The following is a 26,265-nucleotide window of genomic DNA, read 5'->3' as shown; positions in this document are numbered from 1 at the left end:
CAGGGATGTCATTCTGTCCGGGTGACAGAGTCGATGGAGGCCGCGCGACACCTGCTGAACTTCGCGATGGCCTCGCACTGGCTGCTGCTGGTGCTGTTCATCGCCGCGGCGGTCGACGCGGTGTTCCCGGTCGTGCCCAGCGAGGGCATGGTCGTCACTGCCGGCATGGCAGCCGCCGCCGGCCACCAGAACCTGCTGCTCGTGATCGCGGTCGCGATGGCGGGATCGGTGATCGGCGAATCGGTCTGTTACTTCATGGGCCGCGGCTCCGGCCCGGCGCTGCACCGCTGGATGAAGCGGCAGGAACGCCGCCAGCAGGTCTACGAACGGGTCGCCGCCGCATTGCACTCCCGCGGCGGGCTGATCCTGATGACGGTGCGTTACATCCCTGGGGCCCGGATGGTCGCGACGTTGACGGCGGGCGCGACGCGGTACTCGTTCAAGAAGTTCATCGTCTTCACCTTCGCCGGCGTCACCGTGGCTTACACGTACGTCGCTCTGCTCGGGTACCTCGGTGGTGACGCGTTCGCGCACGACCAGCTGAAGGCGCTCGCGTTCAGTCTGAGCCTGGCCGGGGTGATCGGGCTGGTGGTCGAGACGACCCGCCGGATCGCGGTGAAGCGCCGCGCGGCGAAGATCACGAGCGCTTAACGATCCCTGCCTGGGTTTCGCCGTTGACGCGTGTCCCGGACCAACATTTCCGGGCGGACGTGCGTCAGTAGACAGGTGGTGAGGCCTGGGGTGAACCTCATGGGCGTCGCGCTGGTGATCGCGGCGGTCGCTGCCGGGTGTGCCGACGTACCGCTGGAAGGCGCACCGTCGGCGGGCAAGACGACCACGAAACCGACGCCGAAGCCCAGCACCAAACCGACGCCGAGCAGTCCGGCGACCACGCCGAAACCCAGCACTCCGGCGACGAAGCCGACGCCGACTCCCTCAGTGCCCCCGTCGAAGCCCGCCGCGGGCAACCTGCTCGCCGCCGCGCCGGTGACCCGGAGCTTCCCGGGCCGGCTGCCGAACGGGAAGCCGCCACTGTTCGTGGTCGTCTCCTTCGACGGCGCCGGCGACCTCGCGCTCTGGGCGCACTGGCGGGCGGTCGCGAAGCAGGTCAACGCCCGGATGACGTTCTTCCTCTCCGGTCCGTACCTCTACCCCGGCGATCACCGCGACGACTACAAACCGCCGTACCAGAAACCGGGCGCGTCGGATATCGGGTGGGGCAACACCGCGAACGTGCTCGGCCGGACCACGGTCCTGCGACAGGCGATCGCCGAGGGTCACGAGATCGGCACCCACGCGAACGGGCACTTCTGCGGTACGACCGGCATCGGACGGTGGACGACGGCGCAGTGGACCGCCGAGCTGAGCGCGTTCGACCGGATGGTGCGGACCGGGCCGTCACTCGCGGCCGGCAAGACGGTCGCGCCACCGTTCGACCCCGCGACCGTGAAGGGCATGCGGACGCCGTGCCTGGAGGGCAACCGGCCCGCGTACCGGCAGGCGATGGTCCAGCGCGACATGCTGTACGACGCCTCCGCGCCCGGCTACATCGCCTGGCCGAAGAAGCAGAACGGCCTGTGGGACTTCCCGCTCGAGTCGGTCACGCTGGCCGGTACCGCGAAGAAGACGCTGACGATGGACTACAACTTGTGGTTCGCGCAGACCCAGGCCCGCAAGGCGCCGCTCGCGCAGGCACCCGCCCTGAAGGCGCAGGTAATCGCGACCTACCAGCAGGCGCTCGCGAAGTCGCGGGGGAGCGGCAACCCGCCGCTGTTCCTCGGCAACCACTTCAACCGGTGGAACAACAGCGTGTACTCCGACGCGCTCACCCAGTTCGTCACGCAGACGTGCAAGCAGCCCGACGTACGGTGCGTGTCGAACGTGGAGCTGGCGAGCTGGCTGGCGAAGTACGGCGTACCGAGTGGGCGGAACCGGCCGTCATAGCTTCAGGTAGCCGTACGCGCTCTGCCAGGTGCCGCCGTCCTTGATCCGGCCGACCACGAGGCGCTGCAGGCGGGTGTCCTGCGGGAGCTCGTCGAGGCGCTCGAGTCCGTGGGTGCGGAAGGTAAAGAAGATCGCGCTGTCCTGGCTGTCGTTCGGCGTCCCGTACGGCGTGAAGCGGCGACCGAACCGCACCATGTTCGACTCCTGCGGGAGGTTGTCGAGCAGGTACGGGTCGATCAGCCAGGACCACAGGTTCGCGGTCTGCACGGGGTACTCCGGGAAGTACCGCGGGAAGAACTCGCGGGCCTGCTGGAGGCTCTCGTCGACCAGCTCGGGCGTGAGCGAACCGGTCTCCGGGATGTGGACGCCGATGATCCACTCGCCCGGCTCGGTGCCCGGGACCGGCTTGTCGGCCGGGACCTGGTGCAGCAGGTACTGCAGGCGGCCGAGCGCGTAGATCTGACCGGTCCAGTGGATCGTCATCCACCAGTGCGTCTCCAGGCCGTAGTCGCCGTGGGTCCGCCGGTTCACCTTGATCTGCTGCCCGAGGTCGGCGAGCGTCGCCCAGCTGATGTCGTCCGGGATCCCGCGCTCCGCGTGGTACCGGCGGATGTCCGGCACGGTGTCCAGGAACGCCTGGATCGAGTTCCGCGGATCCTCCGGCATCCGGAACTCCGGCTCGCTCCCGAGCTTGCCGATCGCGCCCCGGATCTGGTCGGCGAGATCCTTCACCGCCACCTGATCCGGCGCGAACGCCTCAGCAGCCTCCCGATCGACGTCGGCAAACCCCAGCAGGCGGTACTCCTCGGCAGTCGTCACTCGTCAACGTTAACCGATTCGGCCCGGCCACAGACTTACGATCTCAACCGTGGGCTACCAGCGCTTCTCGCCGCCGGACGAGCTTCGGCACGTGATCGACCATGTGTGGTTGGTCGATTCCGGGGCGCTGGCGGAGGTTCGGCGGGAGATCCTGATTCCGAACGGGCGGCCGGGGCTGGCGGTGGCGTTGGGAGATGCGGGGACGCGGCATGATCCGGTGACGCGGGGCGAGTGGCCGAATGTGGCGTCGGTGTTCGGGATCATGACGCGGCCGCAGGTGCTCGCACAGGGCGGTACGTCGATCTACGCGGGCGTGGAGTTCTTGCCGTGGGGGCTCGCGGCGTTCGGGCTGCCGGGGTTGGTGGACGAGGTGCTGCCGATGCGGGAGTGGGTCGGGGCGGACCTCGCGGGGTTGGTCGGAGAGCTCCGGGCGGAGGAGTTCGGCGCAGGGCGGGCTGAGCGGTTGGCTGGGTTTCTGGCGGGGCGGTTGGTCGGCTTCGACGTGCAGCCGGTGGTGGTCGAGGCGGTGCGGGCGATCGACGCGTTGCGGGGGCAGGTGGCCGTGGCCGATGTGGTGCGGCGGTGCGGGACGTCGTACAGCACGTTGTACCGGGTGTTCCGGCGGAGCCTGGGGATCGGGCCGAAGCAGTACGCCGAGATCGTTCGCTACTACCACTTCGTCGGCGGGCTGCTCGATGGACCGGCGGACGCGGCGGCGACGTTGTCGGCGTTGCACGGGTACTACGACCAGGCGCATGCCGCGCGGGACTTCAAGCGGTTCACGGGGGTGAGCGCGACGTCGTTCCGCGCCGTCGAGAACGGGATCGCCGCGTTGATGCATGGAAGATCCGTCCAAGACGAACCGCCGGTCGACGGCTGATCATCGAGACATGGGACGCATCGTTCATGTCGAGATAGTTGCCGAGGACCACGACCGGGCCGCCGAGTTCTACACCAAGGCCTTCGGCTGGCAGGTGACGCCGGCGCCGATGCCGGACGGGTACCTGCTCGCCGCGACCGGGTCGGGAGAGGGGATTGACGGCGCGATCATGAGCAGCCGGTGGCAGTCGCAGCCGACGATCGCCTGGATCGAGGTCGACGACATCGAGGCGACGCTGACCGCCGTCCGTGGCGCCGGCGGTCAGCAGGTCGGCGACGTACAGGAGCAGCCGGGCATCGGGCAGCTCTGCTACGTCCGCGACTCCGAAGGCGTGCTCATCGGCCTGCGGACCTGAGCCACTCACCAACCTCCCGCCACCACGCTCGGCACGCTCAGCGTGGTGGCGGGAGCGGGCCTTGCCTGGGGTTGGTGAGTGGTGCAGGTCCGCCTACCGCTCCTCGGCGAGTCCGAGGTAGAGGATCTTCGGGTCGGCGGGGTTGAAGGCGAGCGACGGGATGCCGTCGTTGCGGTTGTGGTTCTTGGTGAGCTCGCCGGTCGACGGGCGGAAGCGGTACAGGTCCGCGCCGTAGTTCGCGAACGACGTGCCGTAGCTGAAGTAGAGCAGGTCCGGGTCGGCCGGTGACGCCCACATCCGGTTGCCGTTGATGAGGGTGGCCCGGCTCTGGTCCAGCACCTCGCGGAACTTCAGCCCGCCGTCGGTGGACTCCCAGATGAACCGCGTCGACCGGTCCCGGTCGTAGCCCTCCATCCAGACCTTCGACGGGTCGGCCGGCGAGATCGCCAGGCTGAACGCGTTCACCCGCTCGACGGGCCGCGACCGCGTCCACGTCCGGCCGCCGTCGTACGTGACATAGACGCCGTCCGACATCACCCCGATCACGATGTGATCCGGGTTCCGCGGGTCCACCACAGCGTCGTACAAGAAGAGATCACGAGCCGCCGGTACGCCGACGCGCTGCCAGGTGACGCCGTCGTTCGAGGAGTCCCAGAGCTGACCGTCGCCGGCCACCGCGCGGAGTCGTCCGGGGCGGGCGTCGAGCGCCGCGAGCCCACCACCGTCGACGGGCCCGGCCACGGTGCTGACCTGCGATCCGTGCACGCGATGAATGGGCTGGTCGTTGACGCTGTAGATGTACGCCGAGTCGCCCGGGCCCGGCTGGACGTCGTACGTGCTCAGGTCGTCCGGCGACTTGTCGAGCAACTGCCAACTGCAGCCGGCGTCATTGGACCGTTGAATCGATTGTTTGCCGATGGAGATCAGCGTGTTCGGTTCGTCGAGCGTCGCGACCTTCGCGTATGTGACGGGGCGCAGGGTGCCGGTCGTGGGCGCGAGGGTCGCGCCGTCGGACTCGGTGATGGTCACCGAGCCGTCGCCGTACACGGTGTCGCAGTGCGGCTCGTTCCAGAACCAGCCGGGGCCTGTGGCGGTCGGGACGAGCAGGAGAAGAGCGGACAGGGCACTTCCGAGGGCGGTCATCCCTTAGATGTAAGGGCTTCCGGGCGCGCGCCACCAGCGCCTGCCGTGACCGACAGGCGCCATGACGAGAACACGTCAGGCAGCTCAGGCCGGGTCAGGCAGAGTCAGGCAGAGTCAGAAAGGGTCAGAAAGGGTCAGAAAGGGTGAGGCAGCTCAGCCGATGGCGGTGTCGACGTGCCGGGCCAGCACCAGGTCGTCGTCGGTGATGCCGCCGGCCTCGTGGCTGCTGACCTTGAAGGTGATCGTGGTGTAGCGGATGTCGATGTCCGGGTGGTGGTTCATCGACTCGGCCAGCTGGGCGACGGTCGCGACCAGCCGGATGCCGTCGAGGAACGTGTCCCGCTTGACGCTGCGCACGAGTTCCTGGTCGACGACCTTCCACTCCGGCAGGTGGTCACGAAGCGCGAGGTCGATCTGGTCATCGGTCAGGAGCTCAGCCATGCGCTCACTCTAGACCCTGAGCAACCTCGCTGAGTGCCACGCGGCGGGCGCGGGGTGCTGCGAGGAAGCCGAGGAATGCCAGTACGGCGCCTGCGGTGATGATCGTGCCGAAGACCCAGGGGCGTGGGTTGTCGGCGTTGAACGCGAGCAGAGTGCCGCTGATCGACAGTGCGGTCGCGACGCTCATCGTCGCGGCCATCTGGCCGGCGCTGCTGTTCCGGCCGGAGTTGTGGTGGTCCGACAGGTCCAGGGTGAGAACGGACAGGCTCGACGAGCTCAGGCCCATCCCGATGCCGGCGAAACCCCAGCCGATCAAGCCGATCCACGAGGTCGCGTCGGTCCAGGCGAGCAGCGAGGTGACCGCGACGCCGACGGTCATGAAGGCGAGACCGGTGCGCAGTACAGTCACTCGTTCGACGCCGTGCTCACGACCCTGCAGCCAGGATCCGAGCGCCCAGCAGACGCCGGTGATCGACAACGTCACGCCGGCGCGCGACGGGCTGAAGTCGTGCTGCAATGTGAGGAGCAGCGGCAGGTACGCACCCACACCCGCGAAGGCCGCTCCGCCGAGTCCCCGGACCGCGACGACCGCGGGGAAGCCGCGCCGGGCCACGAAGGTGCCGGCCGGCATCACGCGGACGGCGGCTCGTCCGAGGACGGCGAGCGCGACGACGATCGCCGTACCGCCGATGATCGGGTGGGCCTGGAGGTGGTCGCCGGCCACGGTCATCGAGAACAGGGCGACGGACGCGGCGAGGGCCCAGGGGAGAGCGGCTCGCCATGCCTCGAGTTCGGCGGCGTCCTCGGCGGTTCGTTCCGGGGCAGGTACGTCGACCGACTGCCGCATCGCCGGGCCGAGCAGCAGCCAGCTCGGGATGAGCAGGACGACCGCGGCAAGGAATACCCAGCGCCAGCCGAACTGCTCGGTCACCACGCCGGTCAGCACCGGACCGAGAACCGAGGGCAGGATCCACATCGCCGCGAACAGCGAGAACATCCGCGGCCGCAGTACGGCGGGCAGTGCGCGGGCCACGAGCACCATCAGCGACACGTCGAGCAGTCCCTCGGCGAAACCGCTGAGCAACCGGCCCCCGATCACCATCGGCATCGCGGTCGCGGTCCCGACCAGCAGTTGCGCAAGGGCGAACGAGACGGCACCGGCACGCAGCGTCGGGATGGGGCCGCGGCGGTCGGACCAGAGCCCGGCGATCGCGAGCGAGATCAGGTAGCTCGCGTTCGGCGCCGCGTTCGCGAGGCCGAAGCTGCCGAGGGCGTGGAACTCGCGGACCATCGTCGGCAGCGCCGTGCCGACGGCGCGGTTCTCGAAGGCGCCCAGGGTGACCAGGCCGATCACGCCCAGCACCAGCGGGAGATGCTGGCCGGTGAACAGGCGGGGCCGGGTCTCGGAGGCGGTCGTGGAGGACATGCCCGCTATCGTCGAAGCTCAAGTGCGCTTTAAGTCAAGTGTCGCGGCAACCGGAAGATCAGTACGAGAACCCGCAGCACCAGGACCGCGCAGATCACCAGCAGGTTGTAGCCGATCAGCTGGAACAGCGACATCGCATCGGTGACCTGCGGACCACCCGGCGTACCGAGCAGGAGGACGGCCATGATGCCCGCCGTCGCGCCGAGCACCGCCAGCAAGACCTGGTGCAGCAGACCGGTGAAGTGCCGGCGGTCGCGTTCGTCGGCGAGCAGGCGGACGTTCATCCCGAGCCGGCCGCTCTCCGCCGCGGCCGCGATCCGGTCGATCCGCCGCGGTAGCCGGCGCAGCATCGGCAGCAGCGTGGCGAGCTCCTCGGTCGCCGTACGGCGCAATGCCTCGGGGGCGAGCCGGTCCGTGACATGGGCGCTGGCGAACTGCCGGGACGCTGCGACCAGGTCGAACCCGGGGGAGATCCGCGAGATCGTGCCCTCGATCGTGGCCAGTGCGCGGAACACGGCGGCGACCTCGGGCGGTACGCCGAGTTCGTGCGAGGTGATGATCCGGAACAGGTCGTTGAACATCGCGGGGCCGAGCGCCACACCGGCGGCGAGGTGCTTGGTCATGAACTGGCCGACGGCGCGCTCCAGCGCTCGTTCGTCGATGACGTCGGGGCGGTGCACGATCTCGAGCAGGGCGTCGGTCGCGGCGATCGGGTCGCCGTGGTCGATGGCGAGCAGGAAACGCTGCAGGGCGTCCCGGGTGGCCGGGTCCAGGCGGCCGACCGAGCCGAGGTCGAGCATCCCGATCCGGCCGTCGGCGAGCAGCAGGAAGTTGCCCGGGTGCGGATCGGCGTGGAACACGCCGTCGATCGCCACCTGGCCGAGCAGGCAGTCGAAGAGCGCACGACCGAGGCGCACCGGGTCCAGCCCGCGGTCGGCGATCGCCTGCCGGGCGTTGCCGAGGCCGATGCCGTCCAGCCGCTCCATCGTGAGGACGCGGCGGGTGGAGTGCTCGGCGTACAGCCGCGGAACGACGAGGTCATTGCTGGCGGCAACGGATCGGCCGGCGGCGACGGTGGTCATGTTGCTGGCCTCGACGGTGAAGTCGAGCTCCTCGCGCATCGCGTCCGCGAAGCCGTCGGCCAACGCCCGGACGCCCATCGAGCGGCCCCAGTCGGTGTTGCGGTCCAGCAGCCGGGCGAGGCGGCGGACGATGTCGAGGTCCCGGTCGACCAGGTCAGCGATCGCGGGACGCTGGACCTTGACGACCACGTCGGTGCCGTCGATGAGGCGCGCGGTGTAGACCTGCGCGACCGAGGCGGCCGCGAGGGGCTCGGGGTCGAAGGCGGCGTACAACTGGGTGGGTGGGGCGCCGAGGTCATCGGTGAGGACCTGTTCGATCTGCGGCCAGGGTGCGGGGGAGACCTGGTCCTGGAGACGGCTCAGCTCAGTAGCGACCGAGCTCGGGATGATGTCGCTGCGGGTCGACAGCACCTGGCCGAGCTTGACGAAGGTGACGCCGGCTTCGTCGAGCGCGAGTCGCAGCGAGCGGGCGAGCTCGGCCTGGCCGGCGGCGTTCTCGCGGCCCGGGCGGCGGCGCCCGCGCAGGTACGGACCGAGGCCGTGCGTGAGCGCGATCCGGAGGATCTGCAGGTACCGGCGGGTCCGGGCGATCCGGCCGCTCACGTCGCGGCGCAGATCGCGGGCCCGGGGCAACGATCCGGTCGGCACCAGCGCCTCGGACAGGACCAGGAACACCAGCCCGGCGAGCATCGCGCAGAGCGTCGTCAGGACCAGGAACGCGATCGCGGCGCCGTTGGAACCGGTGAACGGCGCCCGGCCGACGAGCGCGTTGGCGATCGGGCTGAACAGGCTCAGCGTGACCGCCGCCGCCAGCGCCATCCGCACCAGCCCGAACCGCACGCCGAGCAGCCGCTGCGCGGTCGGCACGAAGATCACCAGGAACACGCCCAGGCTGAACAGACCACCCAGCACAACATCCATGCCCGGAACCCTAGGCGCGGACCGGCGGTGAAGAACTCACCCACGCGAGGGAACGGCCCCCGAAGTGTCCCTTCAAGCCGAAGCCCCCGGAATCTCAGCGGATTCCGGGGGCTTCGTACAGCGCAGTCAGCGCAGTCAGCGCGGTCAGTGCATCAGGCCGGGCGGCGGCGGATCTTGTTGCCGAGCCAGACCAGCGGGTCGTACTTGCGGTCCGCGACGCGCTCCTTCATCGGGATCAGCGCGTTGTCGGTGATCTTGATGTGCTCGGGGCACACCTCGGTGCAGCACTTGGTGATGTTGCAGAAGCCCAGCCCGTGCTGCTCCTGGGCGGCCTTCTGCCGGTCCGCGGCGTCGAGCGGGTGCATGTCCAGCTCGGCGATCCGCATCAGGAACCGGGGACCGGAGAAGCTCTCCTTGTTCTCCTCGTGGTCCCGGATCACGTGGCAGGTGTCCTGGCACAGGAAGCACTCGATGCACTTGCGGAACTCCTGCGACCGCTCGACATCGGCCTGCTGCATCCGGTACTCACCCGGCTTGAGGTCCGCCGGCGGCTTGAAGGCCGGCACCTCGCGGGCCTTCTGGTAGTTGAACGAGACGTCCGTGACCAGGTCCCGGATCACCGGGAAGGTGCGCATCGGCGTGACCGTGACGACCTCGTCCTCTGCGAACGTGTTCATCCGGCACATGCACATCAGCTTCGGCATGCCGTTGATCTCGGCGCTGCAGGAGCCGCACTTGCCGGCCTTGCAGTTCCAGCGCACCGCCATGTCCGGCGTCTGCGTAGCCTGCAGCCGGTGGATGACGTCGAGGACGACCTCGCCCTCGTTCACCTCGACCTCGTAGTCCTTGAGCTCGCCGCCCTCGGAGTCCCCGCGCCAGACGCGGAATTTGCCCTTGTAGCTCACCGGCGTCCTCGCTTCGCTGCGGGCGCCGCTGAGCAGAGCTCGCTCTGCTTGATGATGACTTCGCTCCGCTCAGTCATGGTTCGGCAGCTCCTCATCGGTCAGGTACTTCTTCAGCTCGTCGACCTCGAAGAGCTCCAGCAGGTCCTCGCGCATCGGGATCTGCTGCTCCTCGCTCACGTTCACCTGGCCCTCGGCGTCGAGCCGGCAGACCAGCAGCTTCTTGCGCCAGTCCGGCGACATCTCCGGGAAGTCGTCGCGGGTGTGACCGCCGCGCGACTCCTGCCGCAGCAGCGCCGCCCCGGCGACACACTCGGACACCGTCAGCATGTTGCGCAGGTCGAGCGCCAGGTGCCAGCCCGGGTTGAACTGCCGGTGACCCTCCACCGTCATCTTCGCGATCCGGCCGCGGAACTCGGCCAGCCGGCCGAGCGCCTGCTCCATCTCGGGCTCCCGGCGGATGATCCCGACCAGGTCGTTCATCGACTGCTGCAGTTCCTGGTGGATCGAGTACGGGTTCTCGCCGCCCTCGAGCTCGAACGGCGCCAGCGCCTCGGCGGCCGCCGAGTCCACGTCGGCCTCGTCGATCGTCGGCCGCTCGCCCAGCTGGTCGACGTACGTCGCGGCGCCCATCCCGGCGCGCCGGCCGAACACCAGCAGGTCGGACAGCGAGTTGCCGCCGAGCCGGTTCGACCCGTGCATCCCGCCGGCCACCTCACCGGCGGCGAACAGCCCCGGTACGACGGACGACGCGGTGTCGGGGTCGACCTCGACACCACCCATCACGTAGTGACAGGTCGGGCCGACCTCCATCGGCTCCTTGGTGATGTCGACGTCCGCCAGCTCCTTGAACTGGTGGTGCATCGACGGCAGCCGCCGGGTGATCTCCTCGGCCGGCAGCCGGGTCGACACGTCCAGGAACACGCCGCCGTGCGGAGTACCACGGCCGGCCTTCACCTCGGAGTTGATCGCGCGGGCGACCTCGTCACGAGGCAGCAGCTCCGGTGGGCGCCGGTTGTTGTCGGCGTCCTTGTACCAGCGATCGGCCTCTTCCTCGTTGTCCGCGTACTGCGCGCGGAACACGTCCGGCACGTACTCGAACATGAACCGCTTGCCCTCGGAGTTCTTCAGCACGCCACCGTCACCACGGACCGACTCGGTGACCAGGATGCCCTTCACCGACGGCGGCCAGACCATGCCGGTCGGGTGGAACTGGATGAACTCCATGTTGATCAGCGTCGCGCCGGCCCGCATCGCCAGCGCGTGCCCGTCACCGGTGTACTCCCAGGAGTTCGAGGTGACCTTGAAGGACTTGCCGACGCCGCCGGTGGCCAGCACCACGGCCGGCGTCTCGAACAGAATGAAGCGGCCAGACTCGCGCCAGTACCCGAAGGCGCCGGAGATCGCGTCGCCGTCCTTCATCAGCTCGGTGATCGTGCACTCGGCGTACACCTTGAGGTTGGCCTCGTAGTCGCCGGTCGCCTCGAAGTCTTCCTGCTGCAGCGAGACGATCTTCTGCTGCAGGGTGCGGATCAGCTCCAGGCCGGTGCGGTCACCGACGTGCGCGAGCCGCGGGTACGTGTGCCCGCCGAAGTTGCGCTGGCTGATCCGGCCGTCAGGGGTGCGGTCGAACAGCGCGCCGTACGTCTCCAGCTCCCACACCCGGTCGGGAGCCTCCTGCGCGTGCAGCTCGGCCATCCGCCAGTTGTTCAGGAACTTCCCGCCGCGCATCGTGTCGCGGTAGTGGACCTGCCAGTTGTCGTTGGAGTTCGCGTTGCCCATCGCGGCCGCGCAGCCGCCCTCGGCCATCACCGTGTGCGCCTTGCCGAACAGCGACTTGCAGATGATCGCGGTCTTCTTGCCCTGCTCGCGGGCCTCGATCGCCGCGCGCAGGCCGGCGCCGCCGGCTCCGATCACGACGACGTCGTAGGAGTGTCGTTCCAGCTCAGTCATAGCTCAGAGATCCCTAAAGAGGTGCTCATCAGTTGATGAAGCGCAGGTCGGAGAACCATCCGGCGGACAGCGCCATGATGTAGAAGTCGGTCAGGATCACGGTGAACAGCGACGTCATCGCGAAAGTGCCGTGCTTCGGGTTCAGCTTGGACACGAACGTCCAGTACCGATAGCGCATCGGGTGCTTGGAGAAGTTCTTCAGCCGGCCGCCGACGATGTGCCGGCAGGCGTGGCAGGACAGGGTGTACAGCCACAGGGCCACCAGGTTGATCCAGATGATCAGGGTGCCGAGGCCGATACCGAAGCCGCCGTCCTTGCCGTGGAAGGCCTGGATACCGTCGTAGACGTTCAGCAGACCGAAGACCAGCGCGCCGTAGAAGAAGTAGCGGTGCAGGTTCAGCGCGACCAGCGGGAACTTCCGCTCACCGGTGTAGGTCTTGTGCGGCTCGGGCACCGCGCACGCGGCCGGCGCCCAGAACAGCGACCGGTAGCCCGCCTTGCGGTAGTAGTAGCAGGTGCCGCGGAAGCCGGCCAGGATCACGAACGTGATCAGGCTGAACGGCACGAAGCGCGGGAACGCGCCGAACCAGGTCCCGAGGTGGCTGGAGCCTTCGACACAGCTGCTGGTCACACACGGCGAGTACAGCGGCGTGAGGTAGTGGTACGCGTCGACCCAGTACCACTTGTTCATGAAGATGCGGACCGTCGCGTACGCGATGAAGAACAGCAGGATCACGCCGATGCGCAACGGCGCGAGCCACCATCGATCCGTTCGTGCGGTCTTGAGGCCGATCTGCGCGCGCCCCGGGGCGTCAACTCCAGTGGCCATCAGAACCGTCCTCGCTTCGCTGCGGGCGCTTCTGATGCCCAGATGGCGCTGTCCTTAATGGTTCTCTCGCTCCGCTCGTTCACGGTGCGTGCCTGTCGGGTGCGCCGAAGCCTTCGTGCTCCGCGTCGGTCCACATGGACGCGTCATACTCCACGTCGGAAATCTCCTCGAGTTCCTCCGGAACTGGTCCGGGCCTGTGCCTGGGGTCGGGCGGGCCCAGCTCTGCGAGATCGTCGCTCAACCGGGCAACGTCGGACACCAGGCGGCGAATGCCGAGGGTGTCACCGTACTCCTGGCTGAGTCTGCCGACGGCCGCATGCAGTCCTTCGAGCGCGCGGACGACTCCGGCGGTAACGTCACGACCGCTGTTGCCCTCACTCATGCCGACTCCAGTGATGGTTATGTAGCTGTCAGTATGGGCACACTTTGCCCCTGCCGAGCGCCCAACGGAAGACCCCTCGGTACGGCGTGTTTCCAGTTAGGCTTACCTCAGTTGCGACCGTGCCGACGGGTGGAGTAATGGAGCGAATCCGGCCTGTAGGACAACGAGATTCGCCGGTGGGGTGAGTACTTCGGCCTCCCGCAGCCCGGGTGGTGTGCGCGCGGCGGCGTACCCCGTCCAGGACCAGGGGAGCACCTGGTGGTCGAGGATCAGCGCGGGGCTGCCGTCGTACCGGATCATCGCGCCGTCCGGGAGATCGGCCAGTGGGCGCACCGTCGTGCGTTGCCTTCTGGTGCGCGGTTCGACGCGTTCGCTGTGGAGTTGCGCGTCCATCGCCGCGGCCCGCGGGCGCTCGTCGAGGCCGCGGCCGGTCGCCCACGCGCCGGCGTACAGGAGGAAGTCCCTGCGGCGGCAGTAATGACAGGGGCGATGGCCGGCGGCGAGCGCGACGGCTTCGTCGAAGAAGAACAGTGCGGTCCAGCGGCCGGGTGGCATCGGGTCGCGCCGGATCCCCTTCCAGTCAAGGACGCAGCAGATCCACGCTTTCGAGCGCCAGCGGGTGGTTCCCAGGCGGCGATCCGGGCCGTGCAGGCTGCCGCGGTTGCCCATCAGCAGACCGCGGCCGGGGTCGGCGACGATCTCCTGGGTGGGCAGAACCCTGTTCTGCAACGGCATGGCGGCATCATCTCGGACCCGGCGGACAATTTCTGGCAGAGTCGCGACATGCAGACGGTGGTAGGAGTGGCTCTGGTCGAGGACGGTCGGGTACTGGCGGCGTACCGGCCGGGCGCCGACGGCGGGTGGGAGTTCCCGGGTGGGAAGGTCGAGCCGGGGGAGACCGACGAAGAGGCCGCGGTGCGGGAGATCCGCGAGGAACTGGACCTGGAGATCAAGGTCGGCACCTCGCTCGGGACAGGCGTCGACATCTCCGACACCTACCGGCTGCACGTCTATCTGGCCACGGTCGTCGCCGGCGATCCGGTACTGCGGGAGCACTCGGCGCTGCGGTGGTTCGCGGCCGACGAGCTCGACGAGAAGGACTGGCTGGTCCCCGATCGGCCCTTCGTCCGGGAGCTGCGCGAGCGACTTTGAGTGGCGGAAGTCACATCGCTGGTCGCCATCGGGAGCTCACGCCCGCGAACTGTATGGGTCGTTTGTATGGGTTGTACCTGGTGACCACTCGGGACCGTGGACAGAATCTTGCCCTGAACTCTTGGGGAGGAGTGACGCATGTCCGTGTACCCGGCCGTGCCGGTGGTGCGAAGGGAAGACTTCGCGCCCGAGATCGTCTGTGAGGTCTACGAACTCGGATCGCATCGGCGGACCCCCGCCGCGGTGAAGGAGCTGACCAGTCGGCAGGTCGCCATCGGCCGGATGATGTCCACCGGCGCGAAGGACGCCGCGATCGCGCGTGAGCTGGGGCTGTCGCTGCGCACGGTCCGCGCCGAGATCAGCGCGCTGATCGCCGGGCTCGGCGCCAAGTCGCGGTTCCAGGCCGGGTGCCTGCTGGTCCGCCGCTTCGGCTGAGTTCCCGCCGTACACCCGATGAGCTCCCGCCGGCCGCGCCCGCGCTCCGGAGACTGTCCGGACGCCGACGTAGGCTTTCGGCATGGTTGAGCTTGCTGAGCGCCGGCTGCTGCTGGTGCATGCGCACCCGGACGACGAAACCATCAACAACGGTGTGACGATGGCCAGATATGTGGCCGAGGGGGCGCACGTCACCCTGATCACCTGCACCCTCGGTGAGGAGGGTGAGGTCCTCGTCCCCGAGTTGTCCCACCTGGCCTCCGACCAGGAGGACGGCCTCGGCGAGCACCGGATCGGTGAGCTCGCGAACGCGATGGCCGAGCTCGGTGTCACCGACCACCGCTTCCTCGGCGGCGCGGGCAAGTACCGCGACACCGGGATGATCTACAACGATTCGGGCAACGCGGACGTCCCGCCGGAGACCCGTAAGGACAGCTTCTGGCAGGCCGACCTGGTCGCCGCGGCCAACGACCTGGTTCCGGTGATCCGCGAGCTCCGCCCGCAGGTCCTGGTCACCTACGACCAGTGGGGGAACTACGGCCACCCGGACCACATCAAGGCGCACCGCGTCGCGACGTACGCCGCCGACCTAGCCGCCGCCCGGTCGTACCGCGAGGATCTCGGCCCGGCCTGGGACATCCAAAAGATCTACTGGACCGCGATGGCCGAGTCGCCGATGCGCGAGCAGCTGCGGGCGCTCCGCGACGCCGGCGACACCACGACCTTCGAGGGTATGGACCCGGACGGACCGCTGCCCCCGATGATCACCCCGGACAGGCTGATCGACTGCGTGATCGAGGGCGAGGAGTTCATCGACCGGAAGATGAACGCGATGAAGGCGCACGCCACCCAGATCACCGTCGACGGCCCGTTCTTCGCCCTGTCGAACAACAACGGCAACCAGATCTGGGCCTCCGAGCCCTACCGCCTGGTCAAGGGCACCGCGGCCCCGGGCCCGGACGGTCTGGAGCACGACCTGTTCGCCGGTCTCTGAGGTGACCGTTCCCACACGCCAGGTTGAGGCATCAACCTTCGTGCGGGCATAACCTCAAGACGTGTCCTCGTCCGAGCTCAGTGGGAGTGTTCCGCCTGCGGAGTTTCGTGCTGCGCTCGGGCAGTTCGCGTCGGGGATCATGATCATGAGCACGTTGCAGGACGGTGTCGCGCATGCGATGACCGCGAACGCGTTCAGTTCGGTCTCGCTCGACCCGCCGCTGGTGCTGGTCTGCGTGGACAAAGGGGTCCGGATGCATGCCGCCGTACTCGACTGTGGGTACTGGGCGGTGTCCGTGCTCGCCGGGGCGCAGCGGGAGATCGCGGAGCGGTTCGCGCGGTCCGGGCGGGATCTGTACAGCCAGTTCGAGGGCATCGGGACGACGGCCGGCCCGAAGACCGGGTGTGTGGTGGTCGACGGTGCGCTGTCCTGGCTCGAGTGCCGGACGTGGGCGACGTACGACGGTGGTGACCACACGATCGTGGTCGGTGAGGTACTGAGCCTCGGGACCGGGGAGCCGGGTAACCCGAGCGCGCTGATCTACCACCGCAGTGACTACCGGAAATTGCCCGGCGACTGACCGTCACTGGTGGGGCAACCAGGGGCCGCCCCGACGGCAGGAAGGGCCCGGATCGTCCCGTAGGATGTCCGCTTGTGCCCTGACCACGGCCCGAGCAGGAGGACTTCGTCCGGTGGGGAGAAAGCAGCTCGCGGGGATCATCGCCGCCGCAGGGCTCGGTGTAGTCGTCGTGGGGTACGGCGCGGCGTTCGCGTTCGCCGGCGCCAAGATCCCCGCTGACACCACCGTGCTCGGAGTCCCGATCGGTGGCCTGTCCCAGGACGACGCCAAGACCAAGCTCGCGGCCGGTCTCAAGGACCGCCAGACGGCGCCGATCGCGCTGAAGGCGGGTGACGCCAAGTTCCAGGTGGCGCCGGCCGAGGCCGGGCTGTCGGTGGACGTGGACAAGACCGTCGACGCCGCGGGCGCCGGCCGCAGCCTGTCCCCGGCCCGGATCTGGCGCGCGCTGACCGGTGGGTCCGCGGTCGAGCCGGTGGTCAGCAGTGACGACGCGAAGCTGAAGACCGCCGTCGAGAAGCTCGCCGGCCAGGTGAACCGGCCGGCCACCGAGGGCACGATCACGTTCAAGGGCACCAAGCCGGTGACCCACGACCCCGCCGACGGGCTGCAGCTGGACTCCGAGAAGGCGCCCGCCGCGGTGCTCGCGGCGTACCCCTCGGACGGGCAGCCGAAGGATCTGCCGGTCAGCGTGTCCAAGCCGAAGGCCGGCACCGAGGCGATCGCCAAGGCCCTCACCGGGTTCGCCCAGCCGGCCATGTCCGGTCCGGTCCGGCTGACCGTCGGCAGCAAGTCGGTCGACCTGGAGCCAGCCGAGATCGCGCCCGCGCTGACGCTCACCGCGCGCGAGGGCGAGGTCATCCCGGCGCTGAACACCAAGGTGCTGGAGCCGCTGTTCCAGCACCGGTTCAAGACCCTGGAGACGCTGCCGAAGGACGCGACGGTGCAGATCGTCGGCGCCGGGCCCAAGGTGGTGCCGGCCGTCGACGGGATGGTCGTCGACCGGACCAAGGTCGGTGCGGCGATCCTCGCGGCGCTACCGAAGCCGACCGGCGAGCGGCGGGCCGCCGTCCCGCTGACGCCGAGCAAGGCGAAGTTCACCACCGCGCAGGCCGCCGCGCTCGGGATCACCCAGAACATCGGCGACTTCACCACCCAATTCCCGCACGGTACCGGCTACCGCAACATCAACATCGGCACGGCGGCGGCCAAGATCAACGGCACGCTGCTCAAGCCGAACGAGATCTTCAGCCTGAACAAGATCGTCGGTGAGCGGACCAAGGAGAACGGGTTCACCGAGGGCTACATCATCAGCGGCGGGAAGTTCGAGAAGGACTTCGGCGGCGGGGTGTCGCAGTCGGCGACCACGACGTTCAACGCGGCGTTCTTCGCGGGGCTGAAGATCGTCGCGCACAAGGCGCACAGCGTCTACATCAGCCGCTACCCGGTCGGCCGGGAGGCGACCGTCGCCTGGCCGTCCGTCGACCTGAAGTTCCAGAACGACTCCGGTCACGGGGTCCTGGTGCAGACGGTCTTCAAACCGTCGACGCCCGGGACCCAGGGCAGCGTCCGGGTGATCATCTGGGGCACGAAGTTCTGGGACATCACCGCCGGGCAGTCGTCGAAGACGAACGTCCGCAAGCCGGGCCTGGTCTACAACCCGGACCCGAAGTGCGAGGCGCAGGCGCCGACGCCGGGCTTCGACATCACCGTCTATCGGTACTTCGCGAAGAACGGCGTACGGCAGAAGACCGAGTCGTTCACGACGAAGTACAACGCGGCCGACGACATCCGCTGCGGGCCGAAGCCCGGCACCACGACACCGCCCCCACCGGGGACCTCGGTGCCGCCCCCGGGCCGGGGCAAGCCCGCCATCACCACACCCCGCCCGCCAAGCTGATTCGCTAGCTGCGGTGGAGCTTGTGCAGCTCCGCCGCGACCTGGTCGAACAGCGGCTCGTCGATCACGGCGCCCTCGCGGCGGACGTGCCCGGGGTCGATGCGCAGGACGCGGTCCAGCCGGACCTCGCTGGGCCGGTGCTCCTTGTCCCAGGGGCCGCTGCCGATGTCCAGCCAGACCCGGCCCCAGCGTGCCTCGTCGGCGGCGTCGCGGTCGTGGTCCTTGCTGGTCAGGATCAGCGCCAGCAGGTACGGCTCGTCCCAGCCGACGACCAGCACCGGCCGGTCCTTCCCGCGGCTGAAGTCCTCCTCGAACGGCACCCAGGTCCAGACGATCTCGCCCGGATCCGCCACCCCGTCGTCCGGGTGCGGCGCGTACTCCACGTGCACCGTCCCCTCGAAGTCTCCCGGGTACTCCGGCCGCTCGACCACGTGATCCGCCATGGCAAAGCAGAGTAGCCCCCTCACATCTCTGCGGGGTTGCGCCGTTCTATCGGCGTGCACATCACTCAGACGCGCAACCGGGGTGCGATCCTCGCCGTTCTGCTCACCGGTCAGTTCATGGCCAACATCGACACCGCGGTGGCGAACATCGCCGGCCCGTCGATCGGCGCCGACCTGCACGCCTCGGCGGGCGCGGTCGGCCTGGTCGTCTCCGGGTACGTCGTCGCGTTCGCCGTACTGCTGATCACCGGTGCCCGCCTCGGCTCCTCGATCGGCTACCGAACGACGTTCCTGCTCGGGCTGACCGTCTTCACCGCGGCCTCGCTCGCCTGCGGTCTCGCGCCCGACATCGTCACGCTCGTCGTCGCCCGCTTCGTCCAGGGCGCCGGGGCCGCGCTGATGGTCCCGCAGGTACTGAGCGGCATCCAGCTGCATTTCGAGGGCCGCGACCGGCTGAAAGCGCTCGGCTACTTCTCGATCGCGTTGTCCGGTGGCGCCGTCGCGGGTCAGCTCCTGGGCGGTGTACTGATTGCCGCCGACCTCTTCGGCACCGGTTGGCGGCCGATCTTCCTCGTCAACGTGCCGATCGGCATCGCGCTGGCGGTGGCCGGCCGTCGGCTGCTCCCGGCCGATCCTCCGGGCCGTCGCGATCGCCTCGACGTGACCGGCGTACTCGCCTTGTCCACAACGGTTCTGCTCGTCATCGTGCCGCTCCTGCTCGGCTCGGAACGCGGCTGGCCCACCTGGTCCTGGCTCTGCCTCCTGCTGAGCCTCCCGGCTCTGGCCCTCTTCGAGTACGGCGAACGTCGCACAGCGGGCCGTCCGCTCATCGCGAGGGAGGTGCTCCGCAACCGGTACGTCCGCGCCGGACTGCTCGCTCACGGGTGCACCAGCGGCACGTACTTCGCTCTGCTGTTCGTGCTGGCCCTCTACCTCCAGGGCGGTCTCCACAAGGGTCCGGCGTACTCCGGGTTCGCCATGGTCGTGTGGGTCGCTGCCTTCGGGCTGGCGGGACCTGTGATCCCGAGGCTGCGCAGGGGAGTGCGCTGGCTGCCTGTCATCGGCTGTCTGGTGCTGGCCGTCGGCTATCTGGCCGTGCTGGCCTACTTGGGCCTCGGCGGCACCACAGGTCCGCTCCTGTTCGCACTGCTCGGCGTTGGCGGGCTGGGGCTCGGCATCAGCGCCAACACCCTGATCGGTGCGGTCACGTCGAGCATGTCCTCGCAGTACGCCGCTGACCTGTCCGGTGTGGTCGCTACCAACGCACAGCTCTCTGGAGCGCTGGGCGTCGCGCTAGCCGGCTCTGCCTACGCTGCACTCGCTAGCGACCCGGTCCGCGCGCTCAGCGTCGTACTGGCGGGCTTCTTCGTGCTGACGCTGGTTGGAGCGGGTGCTGCTCACCGGTTGGTCAGATAGCGGTAGCGGTATGCCTCGCGGTAGCCGAGCCGCGTGTACGTCGCCATGCCGGCCTCGTTCTCCAGCAGGACCTCGAGGTACGTACGGCGGCCGCCATGGGGACCTGCCCAGCGGGCGAGACCCTGGACGACCGCAGTACCCAGACCGCGGCGGCGGAAGTCGGAACGGACCCGGACCGCGTCGACGCCGAGCCAGTGGCCTGTCATCGATCCGCGGGCGACAGCGGCTACCTGTCCGTCCAGCGTGATCGACGCGAACACAGCCTTCGGTGCACCCTCCATCACCTTCGGCGCCACCGCGGGCACCAGCCCGGCGAAAGCGGCGGCGTACCAGGCGTCACCAGGGTGCTCGTCGAGCTGTACGTCGTACCTCGGCTCGGCGTTCACGTGGTCGAGCGTGGTGTGCAGGACGAGTGTGTCGGACTGCTCCGGCCGCGCGTCGACCCAGCCGCAAGCCCGGAGCTCGGCGTCCTCGGGGCTGCCGAGCCGGATCAACGCCAGCGGCGGCAGCCCGCGCTCGTCGTAGAAGGCCTCGGCGTGCTTGAGCGCGTCGGCCACGGGCATCCCCGCGCTGCCAGCCGGGAGCAGCGAGTTGCCCCGGCCGGTCCAGCCCGCCGATGCTCGCAGCAACCAGCGCCCGACGTAAGCCGTCTCCGCGGCCGGGCGGCCCAGCGCGGTGGTGAGAAAGAGCTGGTCGACGTCGACCGGGCGGAGCGGCATTTCCGGGATCCTCTTGGCCGCTGTCACGTCGCCCGCCGGGATATCGTGCACCGTGCTGTCAGTGTGTCGGACGGTCAGCACCTGCGGCGTCCACGCCTGGAGAACCCCGATCAGGTCGGTCAGACCGCCCGGTATCCGGTGTCGGACCACGACACGGTGGCCGATATCACGGGCATCCAGGGCTGACACGATCCGGACTCCTGGCACAGTGGGCGACGTACTACCGTGATACTAGAGACACCGAGCACCACCGCATCGCAGCACCCCGAGACCCGCGCTGCGCTTGCCTGCCATAGGAGGAGTAGCAGTGACCTACGTCATCGCGCAGCCGTGTGTTGACCTGAAGGACCTCGCGTGTGTCGAGGAGTGCCCCGTCGACTGCATCTACGAGGGCAACCGGATGCTGTACATCCACCCCGACGAGTGCGTCGACTGCGGAGCCTGCGAGCCGGTTTGCCCGGTGGAGGCGATCTACTACGAGGACGACACGCCGGAGCAGTGGAAGGACTACTACACGGCGAACGTCGACTTCTTCAACGACCTGGGTTCCCCGGGCGGCGCGTCCAAGCTCGGCAAGATCGACAAGGACCACCCGTTCATCGCGGCGTTGCCGCCGCAGGAACACGACGAGTAAGTAGCTGAACACAGAAATGGGACGTCCCGGTGCGGGGCGTCCCATTTTCTATTGGTCGAGCACGTCTACATGCACGTGGTCGAGATGCCGGAGGATCTTGGAGTCCCCGGAGCGCTCCGGGGGCGTGTAGTCCCGCCACCCGCTGTCGGACTTCGAGCCGGCCGTCCAGATCTTGTCGCTGAAGATCACCGTCTTGATCTTCAGCAGGTCCGCCCGCGCGACCAGGTACTGCGCCATCGCCCAGCCCTTGGTGGTGTTCGCCGCCGAGATCGGCCGCACGAACACATCCACCGCGCGCCCGTCGTAGTGCGCCGACCCCTCCATGTGACCGGACTTCACCCCGTTCGCGGCGTACCCACCGGTCGACAGCTTCCCGAACGTCCGGATCAGATCCTTCCGTACGGCGTCCGCGCGCGGCGTCAGCCCGTCGCTGCCCGCCTGCTCCTGCGCCACCGTCTCGGTGTTCACGGTGCAGCTGAACGCGCTCTTCGACTGCCCGGTGAGCGCCGACGCCAGCACCCGCGCGTCCGCCTCGTGGTCGGCGTACGCGGTCGGGAATGCGCTGCGCTGCACCTTGTCGGCGGCGACCGTGATCGCGAGCTTCTGGTAGTTCTTGATCTTCACCAGCGCGTCGTAGAACTTGCCGGCCGCGTAATACGGGTCCCGGACCTGGGTCGCCGTACCCCAGCCCTGCGACGGGCGTTGCTGGAACAGCCCGAGCGAGTCCCGGTCTCCGTGCGCGAGGTTCCGCAGGTCCGACTCCTGGTACGCCGTCGCGAGCGCGATCGTCGCCGCGCGGGCCGGGAGACCGCGCCGTACGGCGATGCCCGCGATGATCGCCGCCGACTCGGCCTGCTCGAAATCCAGGACGGTCTGCTGCCCGTTCACCGTGGCCGTGCACTGCTCGCGCGGCGGCAGCAGGTTGCCCACGTGCTTACCGCCGAGCCACGCGATCCCGATGCCGATGACGAGGCTGAGCCCGCCAATGGCACCCACGGCCACCAGGGCACCACGCTTCATCGACATACCGCTCCCAACGTCCGGGGGCGGGGGTCGGGTTCCGGTTCGCGGGTCACGAACTGGATGACGTGCGCAGCCTCACGCTGGTTGCCGAAGTCATACTTTCGGACGGCCCGGCCGGCGAAGGTTCGCGCTTTCGGACGGCCGGGCGGTCGGACGGACAAGCTGACGGACGTCAGGCGTTGGCGTGCAGCGCCTCGTTCAGCGTGATGCCCTCGCCGGTGCGCGGGCGGGCCTCGACGGCGCCGGTGACCGAGTTGCGGATGAAGAGCAGGCCGGGCTGGCCGGACAGGTCGCGGGCCTTCACCACGCTGCCGTCCGGGAGGGTGACCTTGGTGCCGGCGGTCACGTACAGCCCCGCCTCGACCACGCAGTCGTCGCCGAGCGAGATGCCGGTGCCGCCGTTCGCGCCGAGCAGACAGCGCTTGCCGATCGAGATCACCTGCTTGCCGCCGCCGGACAGCGTGCCCATGATCGACGCGCCCGCGCCGATGTCGCTGCCGTCGTCGACCACGACACCCGCGACGATCCGGCCCTCGACCATCGACGTCCCGAGGGTGCCGGCGTTGAAGTTCACGAAGCCCTCGTGCATGACCGTCGTCCCCGAAGCGAGGTGCGCGCCGAGCCGGACCCGGTCCGCGTCGCCGATCCGGACCCCGGACGGTACGACGTAGTCCGTCATCCGCGGGAACTTGTCCACGCTCGTGACGCTCAGGTGCTGCCCCGCGGCCCGGGCCCGCAGCCGGACGGTCTCGATCTCGTCGACCGGGACCGGGCCGTGCGACGTCCACGCGTTGTTCGGCAGTGCGGCGAAGATGCCGTCCAGGTTCACGCCGTGCGGGCGGACCAGGCGGTGCGACAGCAGGTGCAGTCGCAGGTACGCGTCCGCCGTACCGCTCGGGGCGTCGTCCAGGGTGATCTCGGTCGCCACGACCTGACGCCGTACCTGCCGGAGGTCGTCGTTGCCCTCGGCCGCGATCAGCGCGGCCGGAGCCTTCGCGTCGGCCGGCTTCGAGCCGAGCTCGGGGGCCGGGTACCAGACGTCGAGGACGTCTCCCGCGGGCGTGACGGTGGCGAGGCCGAAGCCCCAGGCGTGCGTGGCGTTCTCGGTCATGACCCCCACCCTAAATCGACCGCACTCGGCGACTCGCCGTGGTCTACTTTCTGGATGCTTCCCCGCTGGCTCGACGTCGTCGCCGATCCGATCCTCGAGGCCACGAAAGCTCCGGCCGTCACGGAGTTGCACGGAGAGTTGCTGCGGCAGTGGGGATCGTCCGAGGTGTGGCGATTGTCGTTCGGGCTGAACAGCGTGATCGTCAAGCGGGGCACCGACGGGCAGGCCGACGAGGCAGCCGCCTACGAGCGGTACGTCGTCCCGCTGGACCTCCCGGCTCCGGAGCTGATTCACCGGCACCGGTCCGACGACGCCGGGGTGCTCGTGCTGGCGGACGTCGGCCGGGTGACGCTGGAGCAGGAGCCGACGGCCGAAGGATTCGCGGCCGGCGCCGAGTTGCTCGCGACGATTCGCGGCCGATCGGTGGACGGACCGAGCGAGTTCCCGCCGGAACGGGTCGCTGAGATGGCGGCGCGGATCGGGCGGATCGAGTTCGGCCTGGAACCGCTGACCGAGGCGCTGGCTGCGGTGCACCGGGACGCGCCGACGGCCGTCGTCCACGGTGACTTCGTGCCGAAGAACCTGGTCACCGACGGGACCGACTGGACGGCGATCGACTGGCCGGGTGCGTACCAGGCGCCGCATCTGAGCGACCTCTACACGCTGGTCCGCGACGCTGCCGCACTCGGCCACGACCGGGCCCCGATCGTTGCCCAGTACACCGAGGCGATCGGCGGGAACCCCGCGGTGGTGGAACGCCAGATGCTGGTCGGCGGCGGATGCTTCTACCTGGTGGCGCTGATGTTCATCGTCGAGGAAGGTCTGCGGACCATCCCGGAATCGGTGAACTGGATCGATGGGCTGCTGACCGAACTCCAGGACCTCGTCGGGTCGCTGGCGTGAAGCTCCTCGTCCTGGGTGGCACCAAGAATCTCGGCCGGCACGTCGTCGAAGCCGCCCTCCGCGACGACCACGAGGTCACCCTCTTCAACCGCGGCCGCACGAATCCCGAGCTGTTTCCGTCGGTACGCCGAATCACCGGCGACCGCGCCGCACCGCAGGTCCTCGCCGCGGGGGAGTGGGACGGGGTGATCGACATGTCCGGGTTCCTCGTTCGCGACGTCTCGCTGAGCGCGTCCGTACTGCGCGACCGCTGCGGTCACTACACGTACATGTCCTCGATCGCCGTCTACGCCAGCAAGACCACACCCGGTATGACGGAGTCCGCGGCACTGCTCGACTGGCCGGACGGAGCTCCCGAGGACCACTTCACGATGGATCTCTACGGCCCGTCGAAGGTCCGCAACGAATCGTTGCTCACCGCCACCTTCGGCGACCGGACCGCCGCCGTACGCTCGGGTTTCGTCGTCGGCCCCTACAACCCCGACTTCGGCAACTGGGGCTGGGCCCTCGCCCACGACCTCCCGATGGAATGCGCCGCCCGCCCCGAGCAGCCCATCCAGTACATCGACGCCCGCGACCTGGCCGCGTTCCTGCTCCACCTCACCGTCAACCACCTCCCCGGCCCGTTCAACGCAGTCGGCCCCACCCGCACCATGTCAGCCCTCGCCGCTGCCTGGCGCGCCGCCGTACCCAACCCAAAACCCATGAACTGGTCTCCACCGGTAGACCGCTTCCACCTCCCCCACGACGGCACCAACGACGGCACCTTCCAACTCGACAACACCCGAGCCGTAACAGCCGGTCTCCAACTACGCCCAGACGAAGAAACAGCCCGCGACTACGTCACCTGGGTCCGACAAGGCAACATCCCGCCAGACCCACCGCACTGATTTCGGGGCATTCCGGGGCATCGCGGGGCAGATATCCACAGGTGCGATGCGAGGCCCGCCCTACGGGCATTCGGCCACCTAGGGTTGCGCCCCATGTACTTCGAGCGGCCGCTGGTGCGTGCGTATGTCGACGAGACCGGTGACCGTGGAGTGTCAGCGCGATCTTCGCGGTACTTCGGCATGGTCGCGGTGATCGTGGCCGACGAGGACGACGCGGGTCTGCGCCGCGCGATCGCCGAGTGCCGACACCGGCTGTCGGTACCGCTCACCAAGCCACTGCACTGGACCGAGCATGTGAAGAGATTTCCCCGTCGTCAGTTCGTCGCGTCGCAGCTTGCGCGGGTGCCGGGAGCGGTGTTCGATGTCGTGCTGGTGGAGAAGACCGCAGTTGCCGGAGCTTTGTCCGACCAGGTCGCGTTCTACAACTTCGTTGCCGGCAGGGTGCTCGAGCATGTCCTGGACGCCGCGGACGACAGGCCGGGCGGCCGCCGCGACGTCGTGGTCAGCTTCGGGCACGTGCGCGGCTTCCGGCACGAGGAGACGCTGGCGTGGTTCGAGAAGTTGCGGACCAACGAATCGCCGGACCTGCCGTGGGATCTGCTGCGCGGCAAGCCCAAGTTCTTGGGCCCTGGGCAACTCGACGGACTGCAGGCCGCGGATCAGTACTGCGGGATGCTTCGGGCCGCGTTGGAGCCGGATGAGTTCGGCGGTTTCGAAGCGCATCATCTGATGGCTGTCCGGCATCAGATCCGGGACCCGGACGGGTTCGAGGGGATCGTGCTGCCGGGGACGATGGCGGCGTATCCGTGGTGGCCGGTCGATGGAATGTGACGAGGCCCTCGATGGTCCGGAGCGCCGCACCATACAGGCGGGTCTGACAGCAGACCTGGCGTTCTCTGGGATTGACCCGTTTCGACGGACAGGGTCGGTGTGAGGTGGTCAGGCTACCTTCTCGGCGGTAAGCGTGGTGCTCGCTTCGTATTGTGCCGGGG

General features: G+C 68.8%; 28 protein-coding genes and 1 pseudogene. 14 read left to right on the top strand and 15 right to left on the bottom strand.

Annotated features, from left to right (window positions below; translation table 11 throughout):
- Positions 1-21 precede the first annotated feature (21 nt).
- Together AC0662_RS27725 and AC0662_RS27720 are read left to right on the top strand one after the other, a co-directional pair.
- Positions 22-651 (top strand): DedA family protein, encoded by a 630-nt coding sequence (locus tag AC0662_RS27725; RefSeq protein WP_452199910.1) that lies wholly within the window; start codon positions 22-24, stop codon positions 649-651.
- A gap of 99 nt (positions 652-750) precedes the next feature.
- Positions 751-1,944 (top strand): polysaccharide deacetylase family protein, encoded by a 1,194-nt coding sequence (locus tag AC0662_RS27720; RefSeq protein ID WP_478304260.1) that lies wholly within the window; start codon positions 751-753, stop codon positions 1,942-1,944.
- Here AC0662_RS27720 and AC0662_RS27715 read toward each other — a convergent pair.
- Positions 1,939-2,763 (bottom strand): acyltransferase domain-containing protein, encoded by an 825-nt coding sequence (locus AC0662_RS27715; RefSeq protein WP_478304258.1) that lies wholly within the window; start codon positions 2,761-2,763, stop codon positions 1,939-1,941. The genes AC0662_RS27720 and AC0662_RS27715 overlap by 6 nt on opposite strands.
- Before the next feature lie 49 nt (positions 2,764-2,812).
- Between AC0662_RS27715 and AC0662_RS27710 the strand changes: the two genes are divergently transcribed.
- Positions 2,813-3,643, top strand: coding sequence for a helix-turn-helix domain-containing protein (locus AC0662_RS27710; protein WP_478304256.1), 831 nt, complete (start codon positions 2,813-2,815; stop codon positions 3,641-3,643).
- Positions 3,644-3,653: 10 nt separating this feature from the next.
- On the top strand, positions 3,654-3,998 hold the full coding sequence (locus AC0662_RS27705) for a VOC family protein (protein WP_478304254.1): 345 nt from the start codon (positions 3,654-3,656) through the stop codon (positions 3,996-3,998).
- Positions 3,999-4,091: 93 nt separating this feature from the next.
- Here AC0662_RS27705 and AC0662_RS27700 read toward each other — a convergent pair whose 3' ends face one another.
- The 9 genes from AC0662_RS27700 to AC0662_RS27660 all read right to left on the bottom strand — a co-directional run bounded on the left by AC0662_RS27700 (position 4,092) and on the right by AC0662_RS27660 (position 13,812).
- Complete coding sequence (locus tag AC0662_RS27700; RefSeq protein ID WP_478304252.1) at positions 4,092-5,141, bottom strand: sialidase family protein; 1,050 nt, start codon at positions 5,139-5,141, stop codon at positions 4,092-4,094.
- 153 nt (positions 5,142-5,294) lie between these two features.
- Positions 5,295-5,582 (bottom strand): 4a-hydroxytetrahydrobiopterin dehydratase, encoded by a 288-nt coding sequence (locus tag AC0662_RS27695; protein ID WP_452204558.1) that lies wholly within the window; start codon positions 5,580-5,582, stop codon positions 5,295-5,297.
- A 4-nt stretch (positions 5,583-5,586) separates the two neighbouring features.
- A complete protein-coding gene (locus AC0662_RS27690) occupies positions 5,587-7,008 on the bottom strand; it encodes an MFS transporter (RefSeq protein WP_478304249.1) in 1,422 nt (473 codons plus the stop codon).
- Between the two features lie 29 nt (positions 7,009-7,037).
- Entirely contained in the window at positions 7,038-9,011 is a 1,974-nt protein-coding gene (locus AC0662_RS27685; RefSeq protein WP_478304247.1) for an ABC1 kinase family protein, read from the bottom strand.
- A gap of 152 nt (positions 9,012-9,163) precedes the next feature.
- The gene (locus AC0662_RS27680) at positions 9,164-9,916 is read right to left on the bottom strand and encodes a succinate dehydrogenase/fumarate reductase iron-sulfur subunit (RefSeq protein ID WP_452204561.1); all 753 of its coding nucleotides are present in this window, start codon (positions 9,914-9,916) and stop codon (positions 9,164-9,166) included.
- A 69-nt stretch (positions 9,917-9,985) separates the two neighbouring features.
- Positions 9,986-11,866, bottom strand: a complete 1,881-nt coding sequence (locus AC0662_RS27675; RefSeq protein WP_452204562.1) for a fumarate reductase/succinate dehydrogenase flavoprotein subunit — start codon at positions 11,864-11,866, stop codon at positions 9,986-9,988.
- A gap of 28 nt (positions 11,867-11,894) precedes the next feature.
- Complete coding sequence (locus tag AC0662_RS27670) at positions 11,895-12,695, bottom strand: hypothetical protein (protein WP_452204563.1); 801 nt, start codon at positions 12,693-12,695, stop codon at positions 11,895-11,897.
- A gap of 79 nt (positions 12,696-12,774) precedes the next feature.
- Entirely contained in the window at positions 12,775-13,077 is a 303-nt protein-coding gene (locus AC0662_RS27665) for a hypothetical protein (protein WP_387781663.1), read from the bottom strand.
- 102 nt (positions 13,078-13,179) lie between these two features.
- Positions 13,180-13,812, bottom strand: coding sequence for a hypothetical protein (locus AC0662_RS27660; RefSeq protein ID WP_452204564.1), 633 nt, complete (start codon positions 13,810-13,812; stop codon positions 13,180-13,182).
- Between the two features lie 48 nt (positions 13,813-13,860).
- Here AC0662_RS27660 and AC0662_RS27655 point away from each other — a divergent pair, with 48 nt between their 5' ends.
- The 5 genes from AC0662_RS27655 (at position 13,861) to AC0662_RS27635 (ending at position 18,135) form a co-directional block, all read left to right on the top strand.
- Positions 13,861-14,229, top strand: a complete 369-nt coding sequence (locus AC0662_RS27655; protein WP_452204565.1) for a (deoxy)nucleoside triphosphate pyrophosphohydrolase — start codon at positions 13,861-13,863, stop codon at positions 14,227-14,229.
- A gap of 138 nt (positions 14,230-14,367) precedes the next feature.
- Positions 14,368-14,664, top strand: a complete 297-nt coding sequence (locus AC0662_RS27650; RefSeq protein WP_452204566.1) for a response regulator transcription factor — start codon at positions 14,368-14,370, stop codon at positions 14,662-14,664.
- An 82-nt stretch (positions 14,665-14,746) separates the two neighbouring features.
- A complete protein-coding gene (mshB, locus tag AC0662_RS27645; protein WP_452204567.1) occupies positions 14,747-15,658 on the top strand; it encodes an N-acetyl-1-D-myo-inositol-2-amino-2-deoxy-alpha-D-glucopyranoside deacetylase in 912 nt (303 codons plus the stop codon).
- A 61-nt stretch (positions 15,659-15,719) separates the two neighbouring features.
- Entirely contained in the window at positions 15,720-16,238 is a 519-nt protein-coding gene (locus AC0662_RS27640; RefSeq protein WP_452204568.1) for a flavin reductase family protein, read from the top strand.
- 112 nt (positions 16,239-16,350) lie between these two features.
- Positions 16,351-18,135, top strand: coding sequence for a VanW family protein (locus tag AC0662_RS27635; RefSeq protein ID WP_478304243.1), 1,785 nt, complete (start codon positions 16,351-16,353; stop codon positions 18,133-18,135).
- Positions 18,136-18,139: 4 nt separating this feature from the next.
- Here AC0662_RS27635 and AC0662_RS27630 read toward each other — a convergent pair whose 3' ends face one another.
- A complete protein-coding gene (locus AC0662_RS27630; protein WP_452204570.1) occupies positions 18,140-18,577 on the bottom strand; it encodes a type II toxin-antitoxin system PemK/MazF family toxin in 438 nt (145 codons plus the stop codon).
- 54 nt (positions 18,578-18,631) lie between these two features.
- Between AC0662_RS27630 and AC0662_RS27625 the strand changes: the two genes are divergently transcribed.
- Positions 18,632-19,993, top strand: coding sequence for an MFS transporter (locus AC0662_RS27625; protein WP_452204571.1), 1,362 nt, complete (start codon positions 18,632-18,634; stop codon positions 19,991-19,993).
- Here the strand turns inward: AC0662_RS27625 and AC0662_RS27620 are convergent.
- Positions 19,975-20,712 carry a GNAT family N-acetyltransferase gene (locus AC0662_RS27620; RefSeq protein ID WP_478304989.1) on the bottom strand — a complete coding sequence of 246 codons (738 nt, stop codon included), beginning with the start codon at positions 20,710-20,712 and terminating at the stop codon, positions 19,975-19,977. The genes AC0662_RS27625 and AC0662_RS27620 overlap by 19 nt on opposite strands.
- 24 nt (positions 20,713-20,736) lie before the next feature.
- A pseudogene (locus AC0662_RS27615) lies at positions 20,737-20,901 on the bottom strand (putative acetyltransferase); the annotation flags it as partial.
- A 118-nt stretch (positions 20,902-21,019) separates the two neighbouring features.
- Here AC0662_RS27615 and fdxA point away from each other — a divergent pair.
- A complete protein-coding gene (fdxA, locus tag AC0662_RS27610; RefSeq protein ID WP_012923087.1) occupies positions 21,020-21,346 on the top strand; it encodes a ferredoxin in 327 nt (108 codons plus the stop codon).
- Positions 21,347-21,394: 48 nt separating this feature from the next.
- Here the strand turns inward: fdxA and AC0662_RS27605 are convergent, their stop codons facing one another.
- Both AC0662_RS27605 and dapD read right to left on the bottom strand, forming a co-directional pair.
- Positions 21,395-22,366, bottom strand: coding sequence for a VldE C-terminal domain-containing protein (locus tag AC0662_RS27605; protein ID WP_478304240.1), 972 nt, complete (start codon positions 22,364-22,366; stop codon positions 21,395-21,397).
- A gap of 175 nt (positions 22,367-22,541) precedes the next feature.
- Entirely contained in the window at positions 22,542-23,480 is a 939-nt protein-coding gene (gene dapD / locus AC0662_RS27600; RefSeq protein ID WP_478304238.1) for a 2,3,4,5-tetrahydropyridine-2,6-dicarboxylate N-succinyltransferase, read from the bottom strand.
- 54 nt (positions 23,481-23,534) lie between these two features.
- On the opposite strand from dapD, the gene AC0662_RS27595 reads away from it, so the two are divergent.
- From AC0662_RS27595 to AC0662_RS27585, 3 genes are all read left to right on the top strand, one after another.
- A complete protein-coding gene (locus AC0662_RS27595) occupies positions 23,535-24,383 on the top strand; it encodes a phosphotransferase family protein (RefSeq protein ID WP_478304236.1) in 849 nt (282 codons plus the stop codon).
- The gene (locus AC0662_RS27590) at positions 24,380-25,273 is read left to right on the top strand and encodes a Rossmann-fold NAD(P)-binding domain-containing protein (protein ID WP_478304234.1); all 894 of its coding nucleotides are present in this window, start codon (positions 24,380-24,382) and stop codon (positions 25,271-25,273) included. Before AC0662_RS27595 ends, AC0662_RS27590 begins: the two co-directional genes overlap by 4 nt.
- Positions 25,274-25,366: 93 nt before the next feature.
- Positions 25,367-26,104: a DUF3800 domain-containing protein gene (locus AC0662_RS27585; protein WP_478304232.1), complete on the top strand. Its 738-nt coding sequence runs from the start codon at positions 25,367-25,369 to the stop codon at positions 26,102-26,104.
- Positions 26,105-26,265: the final 161 nt, after the last annotated feature.

Source organism: Kribbella sp. NPDC043289, assembly GCF_056436705.1.
This window is presented reverse-complemented; position numbering and strand designations above follow the sequence as displayed.